This window comes from Verrucomicrobiota bacterium, from assembly GCA_016871535.1.
In the GTDB taxonomy this organism is placed as follows: domain Bacteria; phylum Verrucomicrobiota; class Verrucomicrobiia; order Limisphaerales; family SIBE01; genus VHCZ01.
On sequence record VHCZ01000010.1, the window covers coordinates 24,448 to 43,872 of the forward strand.

Consider the following 19,425-nt stretch of genomic DNA (forward strand, 5'->3'; position numbering starts at 1 on the left):
CATGCGCCGCAGCGGCGACTAAAAAACGATGGGAACCGGGGCGCAAGTTACTGCGCTGGTACTTCGACAGTAAAGTCTGCCTTGGCTCCGTCTGCACCGACTTTGATCTTTTGCGTCAGGCCTTTGCCGCCCGCAAGATGAGTCTTGCGATGCACGGCTTCGATCGTGTACTCGCCCGGCGGGACGTTGGCGATTTTGAACGTTCCATCTTTGCCGGAAACCGCGAAGTAGGGGTGATCCACGATGCCCACATAGGAGAACATCCAGGGATGCACATCGCAGCGGAACCGCAAAAAGATTTCCGGGTTGTCGAACACAAACTCCAGCGGCGCCGCATTGGCCGGTTGCGCTTTGTTGTATTCTTTGTTGCCGGCAACGGTCGGCTGCGGATGCACGTTGTGCATGAGGGGATCCGAGTTCTTGACCAGAATCTTTTGCTTCGCCTGCAGGCCGACGACGTAAGGCGTGTACTGGCATTGCACCTGGTCGATGACGACCGGCTGAGCCGGAGGCGGGGCGGGTTTGGCGCCTTCTTTGATGTAGATGAACACATCGGCCAATCCTCCGCTCTTGTCCACGGCGTAAAACGGCATGCGCGGATTCGAAGCAGCGCCCGCGATTTCCGGAATCTTGCCGCAAAACGGGTCGGCCTTTAACGGCATTTCCGGAGCGGGAGGCGGCGTGCCTTTCAAGGTGACTTTCCCCGTGATGTCACCGGCGGAAGCCGTTTGAATCGTTCCCACGCAGGCGGCCACACCCAAAAAACCAATCAATTTCTTCATAGATCTGAATCGAGTATTGCTGCTTAAAATTTCGCGCGCACGATAACACCCGGTTTTTCGAGCAGCAAGCGATTTGTGAAAGTTTTCACAAAGTCGCAAGCGTGTCCATGGTGCGTGCCATTTCCAGCGCCGTGCCCGCGGCTTCGTCGCCACGGTTGTGCGTCTTGCTCAGGCACCGCGCTCGGGCTTGCGCTTCATTCTCCAGCAACAGAACTTCATGAATGACAGGAACGTGGTGAGCGACCTGAATCTGAACGAGCGCCTGGCTGACCGCTTCGCCGATGTGTTGCGCGTGCGTGGTCTCGCCTCGCAGGATGACGCCCAGGCAAATAATGACGGAGAAAGGCCGCCTCGACTGCGCCGCCAGCTTCGCCGCCACCACCGGAATCTCAAAAGCGCCCGGAACGCGCACCACATTGATCTCGCGCGCGCCGGCCCGGGCCAACGTCGCTTTCGCCGCGCGCAGCATCGCGTCCACATAACGTTGGTTGTACCTGGACGCGACGATGGCAAATCGGGCGCCAGGCGGCGCGAGCTTCTTGCGGTTTCGAAGACTCGTTTTCAGCATAGATTCAAGACCATGAATACGGTAGGGCGAGTCCGTCCCCGGCGAGCCGTTCGACGTGCTGGGAACACGTCTGGATCGGCTCGCCGGGGACAGGCTCGCCCTACCGGTTCCATGGAAACGCGTGCTTGCATTAAATCAAATGTCCAAGTTTGTCGCGCTTGGTTTGAAGATACTTTCGATTGTGCGGATTGGGATCCACTCGGATGGGAACTTGTTCCACAATTTCCAGGCCGTACCCTTCCAGTCCCACGACTTTCTTGGGGTTGTTCGTCAGGAGCCGGATGGTCTTGACGCCGAGATCGACCAGGATTTGCGCGCCCAGCCCGTATTCCCGCAGGTCCATCGGAAAGCCGAGCTTCAGATTGGCTTGCACCGTGTCGTAGCCGCGCTCTTGAAGCTTGTAAGCCTTGATTTTTGAAACCAGCCCGATGCCGCGCCCTTCCTGCCGCATATACACAATCGCGCCACAGCCCGCCTCGGCCACCTGGCGCATCGCTTGATGAAGCTGGGGTCCGCAATCGCAGCGCCGGGATCCGAACACGTCCCCGGTGAGACATTCGCTGTGCACCCGCACCAAAACGCCTTTTCTGTTCGCCACGTCTCCCATGACCAAAGCCAGATGATGCTGGCCATCCAGGCAGGAACGATACAAATACAGATCAAAATCTCCGTAATCGGTCGGCATCCGGATCACCTCGACGCGTTCGACCAATTTCTCGCGCGTGCGCCGATGGCCAATGAGCGCCTCGATCGTGCAAATCTTGAGCTTGTGCCGGCGCGCGAGTTTGACCAACTCCGGCAACCGCGCCATCGAACCGTCCTGGCTCATGATCTCGCAAATGACGGCCATGGAGCGCAAGCCGGCCAATCTCACGAGATCGACCGCCGCTTCCGTGTGGCCGGCGCGTTGCAACACGCCGCCCGGTTTGGCGCGCAGCGGAAACACGTGGCCCGGCTGGACCAGGTCGTTGGGCATCGCCGTGGGTTCCGCCATGACTCGGATCGTCTGCGCGCGGTCCGCGGCGCTGATGCCGGTGGTGATGCCGCGCGCCGCGTCCACACTCACCTGGAAATCCGTTTTGAACGTGTCGCGGTTTTGCACGACCATCTGTTCGATCCCAAGCTGTTTCAGCCGGTCGGAAGTCGTGGGCACGCAAATGAGGCCGCGGCCAAATTTCGTCATGAAATTGATCGCTTCCGGAGTCGCGTGCTCCGCGGCCAGGATCAAGTCCCCTTCGTTTTCGCGGTCCGCGTCGTCGATGACGATGACCATCTTGCCGGCGCGCAGGTCGGCGAGGATGGATTCGATCGAATCGAAGGGTTGCTTCATAAATTGGCGATGAAGCTAATGCTCCCTGGCGCAAATTCCAGCTTCGAAATCGAGCGACGCGCGAACGGATTATCCATTCGAAGTCGATCTCAACAGCGATCCTGAATGTCCGGACAAACTTTCAACAGGAGGCCACAGAGATAACAGAGATAGACTCTCGGTTACCTCCGTTACCTCCTGTCAAACAACCCGCCTCTCCCGCCCCGCACGCAATTCAGTAAAGCTTGACCATCGCCGGGCCGGTCTTCATGTTCACCCCCAATACTGAAGCGTCGTTCGGTCTGAGTTTCTCAAGGCGGCGCCAATCTTTTTTGTCTATGCTCTCGAATGAATTCCGGTGGAGCGACCTCCCCGCGCTGAGAAAGGTTCAACCTTACCTCGTGGCCGCAGGGTTGAAATCAGTTGCGTTGCTGTTCGTGCTGTTGGCGGCAAACGGCGCTTTTGCCGCGTCTGAGGAGCCGGAGAAATCCGTGATCCACATCAGCACGTTCAGCCAGCAGCCAGTCTGGAATGAGCCATGGCGATTCACAGGTGTGCAACGCAGCAGCGGTTCCGGGTTCGTCATCAAAGGCAAGCGCATCATGACCAATGCGCACGTGGTCAGTTGGGACCGGCAAATCCTGGTTCGCCGTTACCAGGACCCGCGCCCGTACCTGGCCCGGGTGAAGTTTATCGGACACGATTGCGACCTCGCCATTCTGGAGGTCGACGAAGAGAAATTCTTTGACGGTATGCAGCCGCTGGAATTCGGCGAGTTGCCCAAAGTCCGATCCACCGTGGTGACCTACGGTTATCCGGCCGGCGGAGAGCAGATTTCCTACACGCGCGGCGTCGTCTCGCGCATCGAATTGCAGAACTACGTTCACATCGGCAATCGCACTTATCTGGGCGTGCAAACGGATGCCGCGATCAATCCCGGCAACAGCGGCGGGCCGGTGATTCAGGATGGCCTCGTGGTTGGCGTCGCTTTCCAGGGCATGCCTGGCCTGGAAAACACCGGCTTTTTCATTCCGCCTCCCGTCATCGGCCACTTTCTGAAGGACATCGAAGACGGCACGTATCACGGGTTTCCGCAGGCGGGCATTCGATTGGTGACGCTGCAAAATCCGGCGTATCGCCGCTTCCTGAAGCTTCCCCCGGGCGAGCTCGGAGCGAAGGTCGATTCCATGCTCCAGATTCCGGCCACCCAAAAAGTGCTGAAGGAAGAAGACGTAGTCTTGCAGATTGGGCCTTATACCGTGGGCAGCGACAGCACGATTCTCTTTCAGGGAAACCGCGTGCACGCCGCGATGGCGTTTCAAGAAGCTCAACACGGCGAGAGCATTCCGCTCAAGATCTGGCGAAACGGACAGGAAGTAGAGGCGTCCATCCCCGTTCACGTTTACACGGGCGACCGAGCCATTGGGAATCTCTACGACACGTTGCCGCGCTATTTCATCTATGGCGGAATGATCTTCACGCCGCTCACCCTGGAATACATGAAGACTTTTGGACGCAACTGGGCCGACTCCGCCAACGCCGAATTGGTCTTCGAGCTTTATTATCGCCGCCACGAAGCGCCCTCCGACGTGCGGCCAGAGCCGGTGGTCCTGGTTTCCTTGCTCCCGGATGCCGTCAACGCGAACTTCACGATTCGCGGGCACACACTGGTGGACAAGATCAACGGCATCCGCATTGAGAAACTCGACGACGTGATCCGCGCGTTCGAGACGGCCAAGGCGGCTCAACACATCGTCGAGTTCGTCCCGCACAACACGTTCGAGTGCCTGGATCGCGCGGAGGCGGACAAAGCCAATCCGCGGATTCTCCAAACTTACGGTGTCCCCAACGACCGACGCTTATGAAAGCAAGTCTTTTCCTTGGAGCGCGGGCAGCTTGCCCGCGCGGTGGTACGGCGAGATTTTTGAAAAACTCGCGGGCAAGCTGCCCGCGCTCCTTTAGGGTCTGTGCAAAAATAACTTCCGGTTTTGGCGGGAGCGCCGCCTGGCCGGATGCAAGGCGCGAGGAGGGAGCATCCCCGTTTTGGGGCTGTGACCGACGAGCAACGCCGCAGCCGGCCAGGCGCCGCCCCGCCCCGGAGGGCTGGGGCGATTTCGCTTTCTGGCTTCGTTTCTCCTCAGTCGCAGAGCCCTGGCTATGCTCCTTCGTCGTGCCTCGCCAGAAAGCGAAATCACCTCCAGCAAAACCGGAATTTATTTTTGCACAGACCCTTAGCTCGATTCTTGAGTCATCTGTGCTGAAGGCGGCGCTCCATACCTCCATCTTCCTCATTGGGGCCATGCTGGCTCCCGCAAACGCCGCCCCGGCCGAAAACGGCAAATCCGACTTCGAGCGGTCCGTCGTTGTCCTTGATGTCACGCGCAAGCAATACGATTACTTCCAGCCCTGGACCAAGCGGACCAAGAACACGCACAAGGCGGGTGTGATTCTTCAAGACCGCGAAATCCTTACTACGGCCGATGAAATGTTCGACCGCACGCTCGTTCGAATCCAGAAAGGCGGCCGGGGCCGGTGGTGGACCGGGGACGTGACCTGGATTGATTACCACGCCAACCTCGCCGTCGTGACGCCGACCGATCCCGCATTCTGGGAAGGACTCCAGCCCGTGACGCTGCTCGACAAACCAGCCTCCTACGACGCGCTCCAGATTGTCCGCTGGCGCGAGGGCAAGCTGGAAAACCGCAAAGCCGAGTTCAACCAGTTCACGGTGGACACCGCCCGCCTGAGTTTTGTGTCGGTCCTGGAATTGGAAGTCAGCTCAGAAATCCAGGGCGTCGGCTGGGGTGAGCCCGTTGTGGCCGCGGGCCAGGTGATCGGCATCACCAGCCAGCAAGCCGGCAACAAGTGCACCGCCATCCCCGCCTCGTTCATCCGTCCGGTCCTGGAGACGCGGAAAAACGGCACGTATCGCGGCCTCGGTTTGTTCGACTTCTATTGGCAAGCCGCGGAGAACCCCGCGAGCCTGGATTTCTTGAAGCTGCCCGGCGAACCGCGCGGCGTCATCGTCATTCACGTCCCCACCAAGCCCGGCGCCACGCCCGTGCTCAAGCCGCACGACCTGATCCTGCAGATCGACGGCTTTGACATTGATACTCAGGGCGACTACGCGGATCCCGATTTCGGCCACCTCTTGCTGGAGAATCTATCGACGCGCCGCCATTGGGCGGGCGACGACGTGAAAATGAAAATCTGGCGCGAGGGCAAGGAACTCGACGTGACGTATCGCCTCCCAAAGGCCGAGTACTCCACGACGCTCGTGCCCGACGCGACTTACGATCAGGAACCCGAATATCTCATCGTCGGCGGACTCGTGTTCCAGCCTTTGAACGACTCGTTCCTGAAAGGTTGGGGACCGGAATGGAAACGCCGTTCGCCCTTCCGCCTGTACTACTACAACGAACAGGAACCGACTTCAGAGCGCCGTTCGCTCGTCTTTCTGTCGCAAGTGCTGCCGGACATTTACAACCTTGGCTACCAAAACCTGCAATACCTCGTGCTCGATGAGGTCAACGGAAAGAAGATCGCGAAGCTCCAGGACCTCAAAACCGCTCTGGAAAATCCGGTCGAGGGATTCCACCAGGTCCAATTTGTCCGAAGCGATTCGATGCGCCGCCTGGTTTTGGCCGCGGACGAAACCGAAGCCGCGACGCGGCGTGTGCTCCAGCGCTACGGCATTACGAAAGACTTCTACTTCGTTTCGACGGAGACGCCAAAGAGCGCCGGTGGCGGCGGCCAATAGCCACCGCAAGCCGCGTCGGTTAAGCCTTGGTACCGGAGTTGACACGAATTTCGCGAATTAGCGCGAATTCGACCGTGAGCGGAATACGTGTCGCGCCTCATTGCCTGCATCCTATGAAAACAGGCTTCACGATCTTGGTGATGATCGGAGCGAATTTGACTTCCGCCCTTGGCTTCACTGAGTTGCGGGAACATTTCAACTCGCTCGATCGCTGGGACCTAACTGTGTCGGGCACGGCACTGAATGTGAAGGTGTATGACACCGGCGGCGGCCTCTCGCTCTTGACGTCATCGTTTCCTGGCATGCTTGGGGCGGAGCAGCGGCATGACATCCGAACTCACTCGTCGGACTTCTCCTGGCTTACGGCAGATAACCAACCAGTCACTTACTCGTTTACGATCCGGCGGTTTCCTCCGCCGACAAAGGACAATATGAGGCGCACATCCTTCTTGTAGGTAACAGCGTAAGCCCGGGCGCCGTCGCAGAGACCCGCGAAAGGAACGTGATCTTCTTCCGCATGTTCGACGCGGGCGCGTCCTACGGAGTCGAGCTGTATTACAAAGTGAACCAGGCAGGCAAAAGCGCCTATCCACCGCGTCTGAATGGGGTGGGGACAGAAGTCGTGTCCGCATACGGTGAATCGTCTCCGCTCGGCGCATGGGGCTTCACGCTGCACGGGACAAACGTGACCCTCTTTGGTCCGGGTGGACTGAAGCAGAGTGGGCGGCTCGGTCCGGACGTTCTGGAGGCCTTCCAGAATTCGACCCATGTTTACGTAGGCGTAACCCCAAACTCAACATCCGTCGGGCCGGAGTCAGTGATCTTCTCGAACGTATCCGTCACCGCACCAGTGCCGCTGACTATCCGCAGGACGGCCGAGAACTTCGTGAAGTGCTCTTGGCCGAGTTGGGCCAAGGACTACATCCTCCAGGTCGCGGATTCATTGCCGGAAGCTGCGTGGACGTTTCCGCAGGTGGTCGTCGTTGAAGAAGACCGCAAACTCTCCGTAGTCTATCCCATCCTAGCCACGCCCCAATTCTTCAGGCTCATGCAAACCCCTTCGCCCGAATGAGGCGAACTTACGCATCGTTGTTGTTGGGGGAGTGACGCGAATTTCGCGAATGAGCGCGAATTCCACCCAATAAGCGACTGAGAGGATGCCAAGGCATGAATTCTTTATTCTCTCATTGCTTTCGGCTGAACTCTCGGTTCTGAGGCCTGATTCGCGCCAATTCGTGCAATTCGTGTCGGATCTCCTTTTTGTGGACCCGGCCCTTCCGCCAGCCCCAATTTGTCTCGTGACCCGAAGGAAGGTCTTCTGTTAGCTTCGTGTGGCAGCCAATTGATCTGTTTCCGGACGAAAATGAAGAAACACGTGACAACGCGAGTCTATTCACCCATGAAAAAATTCCTCGGCCTTCTCACTCTGCTCATCGGCGCCGGCGCGGCGGCCGGCGCGGAGAACCTCACGCTCAATAAAGGCGACCACATCTGCATCATCGGCAATACGCTCGCCGACCGCATGCAGCACTTCGGCTGGCTGGAGACGCTGCTCCAAGCGCGTTTCCCGAAGCACGAGCTGGTCATCCGCAACCTCGGTTTTTCCGGCGACGAGTTGGTCATGCGGCTTCGATCCATGGATTTTGGCAAACCGGACGAATGGCTCTCCGGCGTCTCTCCTCATCCGAACCAGAGGAAACACGACGCGGCGCTCTTCGATAAATCCAATCTGAGCGGCACCAATCGCTTCGAGTTGATTAATACGAAAGCCGACGTGATCTTCGCCTTTTTCGGCTACAACGAGTCGTTCGCGGGCGAGGCCGGACTGGGCAAATTCAAGAAGGACCTGGAAGCGACGTTGAAGCACATGTTGGCGCAGAAATACAACGGCCAGTCCACCCCGCGCATCGTCCTCTTCTCTCCCATCGCTCATGAGTTTCTGAAATCGCCCGACTTGCCGGATGGCTCGGAGAACAACGCGCGCCTGAAGCTCTACACCGCGGCCATGGCCGAGGTCGCCAAAGCCAATGGCGTGCTCTTTGTTGATTTGTTTGCGCCCACGCTCGACGTTTACGCGAAAGCAACCCGGCCGCTCACGATCAACGGCGTTCACTTGAACGAGCGCGGCGACCGGCAAGTGGCGCTGGCAATTGAGCGGGCGCTGTTCAGCAACAACGCCGCCACGGCCCTCGATTCCTTCGAGAAACTCCGCCAGGCGGTGCTCGACAAGAATTTTCATTGGTTCAACCACTACCGCGCCACCGACGGTTATTCGACTTTCGGCGACCGCGCGTTCCTGACCTTCGAGAAGGGCAGCGCGCGCAGCGTCAACAAAACTGACCCGGACCGGAAGCTCCCCAGCAATTATGAAGTGCTCCAGCGCGAATTGCTCATGCTCGACGTGATGACCTCCAACCGCGACAAGCGCATCTGGGCCGTCGCTCAAGGACAGGACCTGAAGGTCGATGACAGCAACCTCCCGTCCCCGGTGAAAACGGAATCGAACAAACCCGGGCCACTCCCCGGCGGCAAACATGAGTTCAACACCGCGCAAGACGCCATCAAACGCATAACTCCGGGAAAGAACATGACCGTCTCTCTGTTCGCTTCCGAGGAGCAATTTCCCGATTTGGCCAAGCCCGTGCAAATGGCTTTCGACACAAAAGGGCGTCTTTGGGTGGCGGTCTGGCCCAGTTACCCGCATTGGAATCCGAGAGAACCGTTGAGCGACAAACTCCTGATCCTGGAAGACACCGACGCCGACGGCAAAGCCGACAAACAAACCGTCTTCGCCGACAAACTGCACAATCCGACCGGGTTTGAATTCTGGGGCAACGGCGTGATCCTCGCGCAAGTCCCGGACATCATGTTTTTGAAAGACACCCACGGTGATGACAAAGCTGACGTGCGCGACCGCATCGTCCACGGCATGGATTCCGCCGACACGCATCACTCGGCGAACAGCTTCGTGCTCGATCCCGGCGGCGCGCTTTACTGGCAGGAAGGCACGTTTCACCAAACGCAAGTGGAGTCGCCCTGGGGTCCGCCCGTGCGCTGCTCGAATGCCGGTGTTTTCCGGTTTGAGCCGCGCACGTTCAAGTTCGACGCCTACGTGTCGTACGGATTCGCCAACCCGCACGGGCACGTCTTCGACCGCTGGGGCCAGGATTTCGTGACGGACGGCACCGGCGCGCAGACTTATTGGGCGGCGGCGTTCTCCGGGCACGTCGATTATCCGCAGAAGCATCGAGGCATGCAGACGGTCTATAAGCAACGCACGCGGCCCTGTCCCGGCACGGAGATTCTTTCGAGCCGCCATTTTCCGGATGAATTGCAGGGGAATCTTCTGGTGCCGAACGTCATCGGTTTTCTCGGCATCCTGCAATACAAGTTCGAGGACAAAGGCTCCGGCTTCGGCGCCACGGAGGTCGAGCCGATTGTCTCATCCAACGACCCGAATTTCCGTCCGTCCGACGTCGAGATCGGCCCGGACGGCGCGATCTGGTTCCTCGATTGGCAGAATCCGATCATCGGTCACATGCAGCACAATCTGCGCGATCCCAGCCGCGACCATTCGCACGGCCGCATTTATCGCGTGACCTACAATGGCCGCCCGCTGAGCAAGCCGGCGAAGATTGCCGGAGAACCCATCGAGAAGTTGCTCGACCTGCTCAAAGAGCCTGAGGACCGCGTCCGTTACCGCACGCGCATCGAGTTGAGCGGGCGAAAACCCGCCGACGTCATCGCGGCACTGAGCAAATGGATCACCACGCTGGACACGAAGGACAAGGATTACGAACACCACATGCTGGAGGCGCTCTGGCTGCACCAGAACATGAACGTCGTAAACCAGGATTTGCTCAAGCGCATGCTGCGATCACCCGAACCGCGCGCGCGCGCCGCGGCCACACGCGTTCTTTGTTACTGGCGCGACCGCGTGCTGGATCCGCTCGGCTTGCTCAAGGTGCAAGTGAACGACGATCACCCGCGCGTCCGGCTTGAAGCGGTGCGGGCGTGCAGTTTCTTCAAGACGCCGCAAGCCGCCGACGTCGCGCTCGAATCGCTGAACAAAGACCCGGAACAGAAGGATTACTACCTGAAGTACACGCTGGACGAAACGATGAGCACGCTCGACAAGGTGCTCAAGCAACCGAATCTTTGACGAGCGCCCGGGCGAGTCCGTCCCGGCGAGCCGCTCGACGCGCGTGAAACACGTCCGACTCGGCTCGCTGGGGACAGGCTCGCCCTACCGTCCGGTTCATGGCACGGACCGCAGCCTTCAGGCTGCTTCTGCGCGCTCTCCGGAGTCCAGCCTTGAAGCAGCCTAAAAAAAACTGCTGAGCACGATCCGGTTCATTGACGACAAGTCATTGGCTTGGTCAAACTCAGGCGATTGAATCGCTGCTATCCCATCCGACTTTGACTATGCCTCTCTCCGCATCATCTGCCATGGCCTGGATTCGCCCAGTGGTCCGGATGGTGATTGGGCTCTACTACTCCAAAGTGGAGGTTTCAAACCGCGAACGCATTCCGAGCCGCGGCCCTATTCTGCTGGTCGCCAATCACGCGAATTCTTTGATCGACCCCGTCCTGATTGGGATCGCCACAGCGCGTCCCGTGGGATTCTTTGCCAAGGCGCCTTTGTTCGAGGTTCCGGTGTTCGGCCAGGCTCTGCGAGCGCTGGGCATGCTCCCGGCGCACCGGGGGATGGACGACCCGTCGCAAGTCAAACGAAACGTGGCCACGCTGGCGTCCGGCGCCCGATTGCTCGTCCGCGGCGCAGCGGTCGGGATTTTCCCGGAAGGCAAGAGCCATGACTCGCTCAAGCTCGCCTTGATCCGGTCCGGGCCCGCGCGCATTGCGATGCAAGCGGTGCGCGATGGGGCGCGTGAGTTGAAGGTCATTCCCATCGGCATTAATTACGAACGGAAGGAACGCTTCCGCAGCGCCGTCTGGGTGCGCGTGGGGACTCCGATCGAAGCCGCTTCGTTTCTCGCTCAGTACGGAAGCGAGGAACGCCAGGCGTTGCGGGCGCTGACAACCGAGATCGAACGCCGCATCAAGGACGTGGCCATTCACCTCACGGAGGAGAACTGGGAACCTTTTCTGGGTTTTCTGGAAATTGTCTTTCCGCCTCCCGCCGCCGGCAACTCAGATCCAATCGCTTCCCTGCGCCATCGCAAGGCCGTGGCGGACGCGATCAATCATTTCCTCGCCCGCGATAAACCGCGCGCCGAAACGGTGGCCGCCGATCTGCGGCAACATTTCGCAGGCCTTGCGGAATTTGGATTGGATATGCATGCGCCGGTCATTCGGCTCCGCGGAACGATGCTGTTTGCTTCGTTGGTGGGAAAAGTGATTCTGCTGGCGCTCGGCTTTATTCCCGCCCTGCTCGCGACGTTGCACCATCTCGCGCCCTTCCTGGTGGTGCGCGGAATCGGACGGCGGGTTCAGATGCCCGGCAGAACGACGATCTCGCAAGTCCGGCTCGGCCTGGGCTTGCCGATTTACGCGGCGTGGTACGGAGTCGTGGCGTGGTGGATGGGAAGACAGATTTCTCCCTGGCTGGCGACTATTTGGGTGCTGGTGATGCCGTGGGCCGGCGTATTTTCGCTGAACTACTGGCGGCTGGCGCGCGATACGAGCCGCGCCTGGCGGCAGGAAATCCGCATGCTCTTCCGCGAAGGCGAACTCGAAAAGCTGCGCCGAACTCAGATCGAACTCGGCGAAAGACTTCAGTCTATGGCCGAGGAATACCAAAGTACTGAACGGGGCAAGACGGCCAATGTCGTTAAAACGTTAAGTGGTTAAATCGTTAAACCGGCTGAAGTTGGCCTCAGTGCATCCACGAGTTTTCTGCCGAGGAGCGCGGCGTTCACGCCGCTTCGCGTCGGCAATGCGAGACGCATCTCGCGAGACCGAAGCTTCGGTCTTGCGGACGCTGAAGCCGGCTAAAGCCCGCGCTCCTCACTTCACCAACCTATGAGTTTTTTTGGTTTTGATCCCGAAAGCGTCGCGGCTCGAACTCGAGCCTCGGACGGGTCCCACGAAATACCGACGCTGGCGCAGTCGCTGGTGCACGGGGGCGTCGGGTTCGGCTTCGTGAGTGTGGTGGTTTTCGCGGTCTGGGCGTTTGCCGGGAGGCGGCTCTCCGAAAACCTGGGCGAAGCGGGATTCTACAGCGTGTGCGCGCTTGTGTTCATCGGGCTGGCTGGATTTGATTTGCGCCGGCTTGTGATTGGTCCGGACGCGCTGGGGCGCTTCTACGGGTTGTTCGCCGCCGGGTTTGGAGCGTATGCCGTGTCGTGGTGTCTGGCGTGGTTTCTCGTGCGAGGCAAAGCGGGCGAATGGATCGGATCGCTCGCGGGCAGTGTGGTGTTGGCACTCGTATTCACGACCGCGTTTGCGGCAACCGGAAATCTCCTGCGAGTGGGCCTCGTCCTGTTCCTGGCTCACTCGGCCGGCTATTTCCTGGGAGGATTCATTTACGCCTCTTTCGGTGGAACACCCGGCATGCTGCTCTGGGGCGCCGCGTATGGCCTGGGGTTCGGCGCGGGACTGGGCTACACGTTGTATCACTGCCAGGAGCCGATTCGAACCAGACTCAGCAAGCCGCTCGATTCACACGACGTACCGCCAAGCAGCCGCCGGACGTTTTGAGAGACGAATTTCACGAATTTCCACGAATCCAGATCGCAGTGCTGTCTTTCACCAACGAAGCCTCGGTTGCCTGATGCCTTATGCGCCCTCCGTCGCGCCAATTTGTGAAATTCGTGTCTCCACACAACCACTTCCTGCCGCCCATCACGGATTCCGCGTGGGAAAGTCGCGCTGATACCGTTTTAGCAACTCCGCCGGATCGTTTTTCATGAAATAGAGTTTACCCCGCAGTTTCTTGGTCTTTCCCGCCTTCAATCCGCCGACTCGCGGATCGTTGTGAATGCAGACAATAACGCCCTGGAAAAGTTCCTGCGTGTGATCCCACGCCGTCGCGAGGAGATATTTGCCGTCCGCGGAAAAGCAGCCGATCAAGCCGTTCACCGGTTTCTCCGGGCTGATCGGCCGCGGGTTCACGTCGTCGAGATTGATGCCGGCGGGCACATAAACCTGGCCGCCGCGATAAATCGCTTCCTCGGTTCGCCGGGTCTTATCCAGCGTCGTCAGCCCGCGGTCGGTGAAGATGAAACAGCGCGCGAAGTAATTGCTTTGCTTGAGCCCGGTGAATCGATCCACCCGCATGCACGGCTGGAACCAATCGACATCGACAAACTGATCGCCGCTGTTCTTCAACGTGAGATCGAACGTGACGTCGTCCGCCCCGGCGCGGATTTCATGGAGAACTTCAACGCTCGGTTCGACCTTTGTGCGGAGGCGCAAACGTTTTCCATCAGCGTCCGCCGAGATCAATTCGCTCTTTTGCGGGATGGTGGTCTGGCGCCAGTCGCGCTTGGTGGAACCCGTGCGGCAGAAAGCTTCGAGGTACCAGGTGTCGATTTTTCCTCCCGGAATTTCCGGACCGGTGACGGTGAGCATGTTGTTCGTCCAGCCCATGGTGAGACCCGAAGCCGCATGCAGATTGGCGGTGTCGAGCCCGGCCAGGCTGAGAAGAGCCAGAATCAAGCGCGAGAGAATCTTTGGTGTCATGCCGCCGATTCGATCCCTCGGACGAACGTGCGTCAAGGTCGAACGGAATGATGGAGAGGGCCGCGAGGATTTGTTCCACATGCTGCTGGCGCCGTGCTTTCCGAAGCGGATCACTGGCGCGTTCGACGCCATGTAATAATTCAGAAGCCGTGATAGCCGCGATGACGGGGTCGTGGCGGCGTGCTGCGCAAGGAATCTCTGCATGTCAAACTTCCCTCGCTCTGACAACCGCATAGGGCCGCGCGCGGCGATTTCCCAGGCTTCGTTCAAGTCCTCCTGCGCGCTTCCTGGCGCCGCCGTGGCTCGCGCAGAACCTCACTCAATCGAGGGGAGTAAAGGGCGCGCTGCGGGCCAGGCTTAAGTCCTCTGCGGCAGGAGGCAGGGAAACCGTTCACACCGCCCACGCTGGCGAGTCCTTCAAGCGATAAAGCATTTCACCCGCTTTCGGCACGTGCAGGACTCCTTCGGCTTCGCGATTGGCGAAATCTTCGGCGCGGATGGTCTTGGGATCGCGGTAACTCAGGTTGATTCGCTGGCACACCTCCGGGGGAATCGCGGTCGCCAAAGTCACACGCGCACGCGGCTTTTCGACGCCGCTTTCATACGTCCCCTGGCCATAGACGTGCGTCGAATGCGCGAGCACGCCCCAGGGATAATGTTTGAACTTGTCCCATTGCTTCAGGAAATAGTCGCGGCAATGGTAGCCGACTTCCAGGAGCGCTTTGCCGTGCGTGACGCAGACTTCGGAAATGTGCGGCGCGTAGATGATCAGTTCGCCGCCGTCCGCCAGGATCGGTTCCAGCTTGTACATGCATTTGCCGCCGGTCCAGAGCTCGTCGTACATCTGGGGCGAGCAGGAGAGAATCGTGTGGAATGGTTTCGTTTCGTAAACGATGTGCAATTGCCGGGAAAGCTCGCTGGCGGCGTCCCACGCGGATTCTGGCGTGCCGGCAAAAAGCCCGACCAGCTTTGGGGAAGCTTCCGCCGCATCGACAGAAAGTCGGCTGCGCGGCAACGCAGCCCTACCGGCTTCATCAGAAAACGCCACCACCATGCAAAAGCAAAGCTTCGGAACGGTCACGAGCGACGCTGCGCGGTCCACGACCATTCGAACGGGCGTCCATTTGTTGCCGATGATTCTCGGATTGGTGACCACGGCCCCCAGCCAATGGAAGAAATTCAAAATCTCCGGCCCGCTGACGCCGGGAAACAGATATTTGTTTCCACCGGAAAAGCCGATGACCTCATGCGGGAAGACTGGTCCGGCGATGATGATCTGGTCGTAATCGAACACCAGCCGGTTTACTTCGACGGGAACGTCCATGGCAAACAGGCCGCCGGAGAGTTGCGCGATTTCGGCGGCGGGGATCACGCCGATTTTCTTCAATGCGCTCGGTTCATTCCAGGCGTGGTTGAAGAAGCGCACGCGGCGATAACGATCCGCGCGCTCAGCTTCGGCGATCTCCAACCGCTGGCAGATCGCCGCATCGCACATGGGCTGGTGGGTTCCGAGGGCGATGAGAACGTCAAAGGCTTTCGCAGCTTCAGCAATCTGTTCGTGGAGCGCTTTGAAAAGCAGACCGACCGGAGCGGTGCGCGTGCCATCGGGCACGATCAGCAGGACGCGCTTCCCGCGGTAATCTTTCGCCGGGCACGCTTGCACGACCACTTCGCCAGCCTGGCCGGAATTTAAACCGCCTCGCGTGTCTGCAATCCTTGAAATCATGTTTGTCGATGGCGGAACTCCAGGGCGGAGGCTGGCACGAAGCCGCGATGCGGATAATCCCGTCCGAGTTCAGAGGCATCGGGCCGGACAAACGTCCCCTTTCCCCTCACCCTGCCCTCTCCCCAAGGAGAGGGTTGGCCACTCGCGGCTTCCGTCTGACTGGATCGCGCCCGCTTTCTCCTGCGCAGAATTGTTTGCTCCCTCTCCCCAAGGGAGAGGGTCGGGGTGAGGGGAGAGGCGGCGTCAATGAGCATCTTGACTACAAAGTGCGTTTGATGGGCTGTGAAATCAATTCTGTGGGGGGCTTCAAATCGTCTGCGCCAGAAATCCCCCGTCCACGCGGATGTCCGCGCCGGTCACGTAGCTGCTGGCCGTCGGGCTGGCCAGGAAAACCGCCACGCCAATCAGTTCGCGCGCTTCGCCCATCCGGCCCATGGGCGTGTGGTCCAGAATCGATTTCGCGCGCGCAGTCGGGCTGCCGTCCGGGTTAAACAGGATGCGCCGGTTTTGTTCCGCCGGAAAAAAGCCCGGCGTGATGGAGTTGACGCGCACGCCGTTGCGCGCCCATTCACGCGCCAGAAACTGGGTCAGGTTGAGCACCGCCGCTTTGGCCGCCGAATAGGTGACAACCCGCGACAATGGAATATGCGAAGACACGCTGGCAATGTTGATGACGCTCCCCTTGCCGCGCTGCACCATCGCGGGGCCGAATTCCTGGCAGGGCAGCAGGACGCCCCCGACGACGTTCAAGTCAAAGTTCGCGCGCCAGTCCTCCAAAACGATCTGCTCGAATTTGCGGTCCGGGCTCACGGTGACTTTGATGTCGTTGCCGCCGGCGGCGTTGACGAGGATGGTCGGCGGACCGAGCTGTTTCTCCACTTGCTGGTGAGCCTGGCGCAGGTTTTCGCGGTCCATGGCGTCGGCCGAAAAGAAGCCGCTGTCGGATCCCAGCTTCTTGATGGCGGCGGCTCGGGCCTGACCGCGCTCGGCGTTTCGGCCCAGGACCGCGACGCTGGCGCCCGCCTGAGCCAGGCCTTCGGCAATGGCGCCGCCCAACACACCGGTCGCGCCGATCACGACCGCGACTTCACCTTTCAAATCAAATAAATCCATAACCTTCGCGTGACACAGCTTTTCCCAATCAAGGCAAAGCGTTTCTGAGAATTAACCACGAATGGACCCAGCGCGGCAAGCCACTACCAAGTCGTTACAACGTTAAACCGTTAAATGGGTAGAATCGGTTAAAGACAGGCCTCCGCAGGAGCGTCGCCCCACGCTCGATTGAATTGCCCTATTACATTCCCGGCTCAAGGCCTGAGTCCGTCCGGATCGACGTGCGCCGGCGGTCGAGGAGCAGCGCGACGGACACACGTTTCGCTTGCGCTTGCTCCAGAAGCTCCGCGCGTTTCCTGGGGTCGCTGATGCGCTGAACGGATTGCTGCAATTCCTCCGCCTCCTTCAGCAACTGCAATTCAGGAGGCAGAACACCGGCGCTCTTCAAAAGGGAAAAAATCATGCGATCCGCGACCGGCGTGTTGAAATAGTCCGTCAAATCGAGTGGACGGCCGCGGCCGGGCAAGTTCTCGAATTCGCCGTTTTCCATCGCTTCCTGGATCCGATTCTCGGCAATGAGTTGCGTCCAAATCATAGCGTGCCGCGCGAAAGGTCCGAGATCGAATGTCAGTCTTCGGCCAATGCCTGCTCTTTGTCTTTGAGGAGATAGACGGCGCCGTTGACCACCACCAGCAGAATTCCCAATTCCACACCGAGCTGCAGCAGATTGATTCTGGAGTTGGCCGCGGTCTGCTCGGATTCCACCGCAACCTCAGGAGTCGGCGGGTTCCAGAGCGGATGGAAGCCCAGCGAAGAAACTTGCTGCGCTCCGCCCTCGTCCACGATGAGCCGCCACGGCGGGAACAACGCGGCAAGGACGACAACGAGCATGCCGATGATCCGGACGGTCTTCTGTTTGGAGTTCATGTGGTCGGCGGCATCGTGGCGGCGCGGCGGGGTATTTCAAACAAAAATCACGAAATGAATGGGCCCGTTTCGACCGTGAACCGCACGACGCGGAGGGCCGTTCTCTGGCCCGGCGCGCTTTCAAAAACCTCAAGCCACGTGCCGGAATTGGAGTTCGGCGCTCCGAGTTCATGGAAAGCTCCCAAGGCCATCGAACCGTGCGCGCGGTCCATGACCTGGTAAGGGTCTGTGCAAAAATAACTTCCAGTTTTGGCGGGAGCGCCGCCCCGTCCCGGAGGGCTGGGGCGATTTCGCTTTCTGGCTTCGTTTCTCCTCAGTCGCAGAGCCCTGGCTATGCTCCTTCGTCGTGCCTCGCCAGAAAGCGAAATCGCCTCCAGCAAAACCGGAATTTATTTTTGCACAGACCCTAAGGACGCGTTTCACCGCGTCCCTGAAATTGTTTCTTCGATCGCCGAGTAAAGTCAGGGACGGAGTGGAATCTGTCCCTACCGGTTCATGAGAAGGCCGCGAATGTGGATCTGATGTTCTCAACGTACGGCGGCCTGATAATGCCGCGCTCTGTAATGATGCCGGTGATCAATTCCGGGGGCGTCACGTCGAATGCGGGATTCCAGCACTGCGCGTCCGGCAACGTAATCAGCGATTTGTTGAACACGCGCCGGATTTCATCCTCATTCCGGACCTCGATCGGAATCTCACTCCCGCTGGCAATCGCCAGATCGAACGTGGACAGCGGCGCTGCGACGTAAAACGGCACGTCGTGATATTTCGCCGCTACCGCCAGCGCGTAAGTGCCGATCTTGTTCGCGACCGAACCGTCCGCGGCGATGCGGTCGCCGCCCAGGATGACCAGGTGCACTTGCTTTTGCCGCATAAGCGTTGCGGCCATGCTGTCGCAGATCAACTGGCTGGGAATGTTTGCGGCGGCCAGCTCAAACATAGTGAGCCGCGCGCCTTGCAGGACGGGCCGAGTTTCATCCGCATAGACATGGATGTTTTTCCCGGAACGATGCGCTTGGTAAATCACGCCAAAGGCGGTCCCGATGCCGCCCGTGGCCAGCGCGCCGGTGTTGCAGTGGGTGACGATCCGCGCGTTCTGGGGCACGGCTTGTTGCCCGTGCCTGGCCATGGCTTCGCAGCGCTGCCGGTCGTCGTCGTGCAATTCGATCGCGAAATCGAGCAACCGCTGCGTCAGAAGATCGGGGTTGGTGTCCGTCAGCTTCTCCAGTTTTGAGCGAATCTCTTCCATGGCCCAAAACAGATTCACCGCCGTGGGCCGCGCTGCAGCGAGGTAATCGATCTTCTCTTTGAGCGTTTGAAAGAATTCAGTCCGGGAGCGCGAAGGCGCGGCTCGCATGCCCAGATAGAGTCCGTAGGCGGCAGTGATTCCGATGGCGGGCGCGCCTCGGACGCGGAGTTTCTGGATGGCCTCGAACGCTTCTTCGATGTGCCGCGTTTCGAGATACCGTGTGGTTTCCGGGAGCAGCGTTTGATCCAGGAGTTCAAGAAAGTCCTTCTTCCAGGCAACGGCACGGATCATAGGGAGCGTTGTTTCTCCCACTCGCGGTGAATTGGCCAGCAATTTTTTTTGGACCAAGGAGCGCGGCAGCTTGCCCGCGCGGGTTGCCTGAGGATTTCGCAGATGGTGGGGCGAGG

Annotated in this window: 16 protein-coding genes; 7 read left to right on the top strand and 9 right to left on the bottom strand. The window is 59.5% G+C overall.

Translation table 11 applies throughout. The features are described from left to right. Positions 1 to 47: 47 nt before the first annotated feature. From FJ398_02710 to FJ398_02720, 3 genes are all read right to left on the bottom strand, one after another. Positions 48 to 782, bottom strand: coding sequence for a hypothetical protein (locus FJ398_02710; GenBank protein MBM3836871.1), 735 nt, complete (start codon positions 780 to 782; stop codon positions 48 to 50). A gap of 85 nt (positions 783 to 867) precedes the next feature. Then, a complete protein-coding gene (ribH, locus tag FJ398_02715; GenBank protein ID MBM3836872.1) occupies positions 868 to 1,350 on the bottom strand; it encodes a 6,7-dimethyl-8-ribityllumazine synthase in 483 nt (160 codons plus the stop codon). Between the two features lie 130 nt (positions 1,351 to 1,480). After that, positions 1,481 to 2,680 carry a bifunctional 3,4-dihydroxy-2-butanone-4-phosphate synthase/GTP cyclohydrolase II gene (locus tag FJ398_02720; protein MBM3836873.1) on the bottom strand — a complete coding sequence of 400 codons (1,200 nt, stop codon included), beginning with the start codon at positions 2,678 to 2,680 and terminating at the stop codon, positions 1,481 to 1,483. A 317-nt stretch (positions 2,681 to 2,997) separates the two neighbouring features. Here FJ398_02720 and FJ398_02725 point away from each other — a divergent pair, with 317 nt between their 5' ends. The 7 genes from FJ398_02725 (at position 2,998) to FJ398_02755 (ending at position 13,079) form a co-directional block, all read left to right on the top strand. Then, positions 2,998 to 4,524 carry a trypsin-like serine protease gene (locus FJ398_02725; GenBank protein MBM3836874.1) on the top strand — a complete coding sequence of 509 codons (1,527 nt, stop codon included), beginning with the start codon at positions 2,998 to 3,000 and terminating at the stop codon, positions 4,522 to 4,524. A 434-nt stretch (positions 4,525 to 4,958) separates the two neighbouring features. Then, on the top strand, positions 4,959 to 6,419 hold the full coding sequence (locus FJ398_02730; GenBank protein ID MBM3836875.1) for a serine protease: 1,461 nt from the start codon (positions 4,959 to 4,961) through the stop codon (positions 6,417 to 6,419). Positions 6,420 to 6,532: 113 nt separating this feature from the next. Beyond that, a complete protein-coding gene (locus tag FJ398_02735) occupies positions 6,533 to 6,874 on the top strand; it encodes a hypothetical protein (GenBank protein ID MBM3836876.1) in 342 nt (113 codons plus the stop codon). 47 nt (positions 6,875 to 6,921) lie between these two features. Next, positions 6,922 to 7,491, top strand: coding sequence for a hypothetical protein (locus FJ398_02740; GenBank protein ID MBM3836877.1), 570 nt, complete (start codon positions 6,922 to 6,924; stop codon positions 7,489 to 7,491). A gap of 291 nt (positions 7,492 to 7,782) precedes the next feature. After that, complete coding sequence (locus FJ398_02745) at positions 7,783 to 10,581, top strand: azurin (GenBank protein MBM3836878.1); 2,799 nt, start codon at positions 7,783 to 7,785, stop codon at positions 10,579 to 10,581. A 263-nt stretch (positions 10,582 to 10,844) separates the two neighbouring features. Further along, entirely contained in the window at positions 10,845 to 12,230 is a 1,386-nt protein-coding gene (locus tag FJ398_02750) for a hypothetical protein (GenBank protein MBM3836879.1), read from the top strand. Between the two features lie 171 nt (positions 12,231 to 12,401). Beyond that, positions 12,402 to 13,079: a hypothetical protein gene (locus FJ398_02755; GenBank protein MBM3836880.1), complete on the top strand. Its 678-nt coding sequence runs from the start codon at positions 12,402 to 12,404 to the stop codon at positions 13,077 to 13,079. 144 nt (positions 13,080 to 13,223) lie between these two features. Here the strand turns inward: FJ398_02755 and FJ398_02760 are convergent, their stop codons facing one another. From FJ398_02760 to mtnA, 6 genes are all read right to left on the bottom strand, one after another. Then, a complete protein-coding gene (locus FJ398_02760) occupies positions 13,224 to 14,063 on the bottom strand; it encodes a hypothetical protein (GenBank protein ID MBM3836881.1) in 840 nt (279 codons plus the stop codon). Between the two features lie 391 nt (positions 14,064 to 14,454). Next, positions 14,455 to 15,789 (bottom strand): DUF2088 domain-containing protein, encoded by a 1,335-nt coding sequence (locus tag FJ398_02765; GenBank protein ID MBM3836882.1) that lies wholly within the window; start codon positions 15,787 to 15,789, stop codon positions 14,455 to 14,457. Positions 15,790 to 16,095: 306 nt separating this feature from the next. Then, the gene (locus tag FJ398_02770; GenBank protein ID MBM3836883.1) at positions 16,096 to 16,902 is read right to left on the bottom strand and encodes an SDR family oxidoreductase; all 807 of its coding nucleotides are present in this window, start codon (positions 16,900 to 16,902) and stop codon (positions 16,096 to 16,098) included. 181 nt (positions 16,903 to 17,083) lie between these two features. Next, complete coding sequence (locus FJ398_02775; protein ID MBM3836884.1) at positions 17,084 to 17,437, bottom strand: DUF1992 domain-containing protein; 354 nt, start codon at positions 17,435 to 17,437, stop codon at positions 17,084 to 17,086. Between the two features lie 32 nt (positions 17,438 to 17,469). Continuing rightward, complete coding sequence (locus FJ398_02780) at positions 17,470 to 17,769, bottom strand: hypothetical protein (protein ID MBM3836885.1); 300 nt, start codon at positions 17,767 to 17,769, stop codon at positions 17,470 to 17,472. A gap of 493 nt (positions 17,770 to 18,262) precedes the next feature. Then, positions 18,263 to 19,306 (bottom strand): S-methyl-5-thioribose-1-phosphate isomerase, encoded by a 1,044-nt coding sequence (gene mtnA, locus FJ398_02785; GenBank protein MBM3836886.1) that lies wholly within the window; start codon positions 19,304 to 19,306, stop codon positions 18,263 to 18,265. Positions 19,307 to 19,425: the final 119 nt, after the last annotated feature.

Bases quoted from the DNA above. Each gene is read 5' to 3' on its own strand.
- FJ398_02710 (MBM3836871.1), bottom strand. From the start codon at position 782: ATGAAGAAATTGATTGGTTTTTTGGGTGTGGCCGCCTGCGTGGGAACG.
- ribH (MBM3836872.1), bottom strand. From the start codon at position 1,350: ATGCTGAAAACGAGTCTTCGAAACCGCAAGAAGCTCGCGCCGCCTGGC.
- FJ398_02720 (MBM3836873.1), bottom strand. From the start codon at position 2,680: ATGAAGCAACCCTTCGATTCGATCGAATCCATCCTCGCCGACCTGCGC.
- FJ398_02725 (MBM3836874.1), top strand. From the start codon at position 2,998: ATGCTCTCGAATGAATTCCGGTGGAGCGACCTCCCCGCGCTGAGAAAG.
- FJ398_02730 (MBM3836875.1), top strand. From the start codon at position 4,959: ATGCTGGCTCCCGCAAACGCCGCCCCGGCCGAAAACGGCAAATCCGAC.
- FJ398_02735 (MBM3836876.1), top strand. From the start codon at position 6,533: ATGAAAACAGGCTTCACGATCTTGGTGATGATCGGAGCGAATTTGACT.
- FJ398_02745 (MBM3836878.1), top strand. From the start codon at position 7,783: ATGAAGAAACACGTGACAACGCGAGTCTATTCACCCATGAAAAAATTC.
- FJ398_02750 (MBM3836879.1), top strand. From the start codon at position 10,845: ATGCCTCTCTCCGCATCATCTGCCATGGCCTGGATTCGCCCAGTGGTC.
- FJ398_02755 (MBM3836880.1), top strand. From the start codon at position 12,402: ATGAGTTTTTTTGGTTTTGATCCCGAAAGCGTCGCGGCTCGAACTCGA.
- FJ398_02760 (MBM3836881.1), bottom strand. From the start codon at position 14,063: ATGACACCAAAGATTCTCTCGCGCTTGATTCTGGCTCTTCTCAGCCTG.
- FJ398_02765 (MBM3836882.1), bottom strand. From the start codon at position 15,789: ATGATTTCAAGGATTGCAGACACGCGAGGCGGTTTAAATTCCGGCCAG.
- FJ398_02770 (MBM3836883.1), bottom strand. From the start codon at position 16,902: ATGGATTTATTTGATTTGAAAGGTGAAGTCGCGGTCGTGATCGGCGCG.
- FJ398_02775 (MBM3836884.1), bottom strand. From the start codon at position 17,437: ATGATTTGGACGCAACTCATTGCCGAGAATCGGATCCAGGAAGCGATG.
- FJ398_02780 (MBM3836885.1), bottom strand. From the start codon at position 17,769: ATGAACTCCAAACAGAAGACCGTCCGGATCATCGGCATGCTCGTTGTC.